The organism is Pseudoalteromonas sp. CR1 (assembly GCF_019392235.1).
Taxonomy (GTDB): domain Bacteria; phylum Pseudomonadota; class Gammaproteobacteria; order Enterobacterales; family Alteromonadaceae; genus Pseudoalteromonas.
Window position 1 is genome coordinate 1 of record NZ_JAHXRM010000213.1, and the last position, 276, is coordinate 276.

Annotated in this window: 1 protein-coding gene; it reads left to right on the forward strand. The window is 43.8% G+C overall.

What is annotated here, in order from left to right; genetic code table 11:
• Positions 1-276, forward strand: a 276-nt coding sequence (locus KZZ04_RS19155) for a hypothetical protein (RefSeq protein ID WP_219423848.1), incomplete at both ends; no start/stop codon positions are given.

The following is a 276-nucleotide window of genomic DNA, read 5'->3' on the forward strand; positions in this document are numbered from 1 at the left end:
TGATAAAGCCAAAGGCATCGGCGAAGATGCAGAGCTTGAATTTAAAAAGGCATCTAAAGTACTTGACGGTGCACGCGAAGAGACCCAAGCCGCGCTGGCGGCACTCGGCAAGTTAAAAATTCATACATTTAGCCATCAAATTAAATACCTCGTTGAAGCGTTCAAGAAGCGAAAAGACACTAAGAGTACCCTGAAAGGGTTCAATGAAAACTTTACCGTCGAGGAATTGAAGTCTTATGAAAAGCTGGTGCTGAACTCTCTGGAAATTGAGAGAGG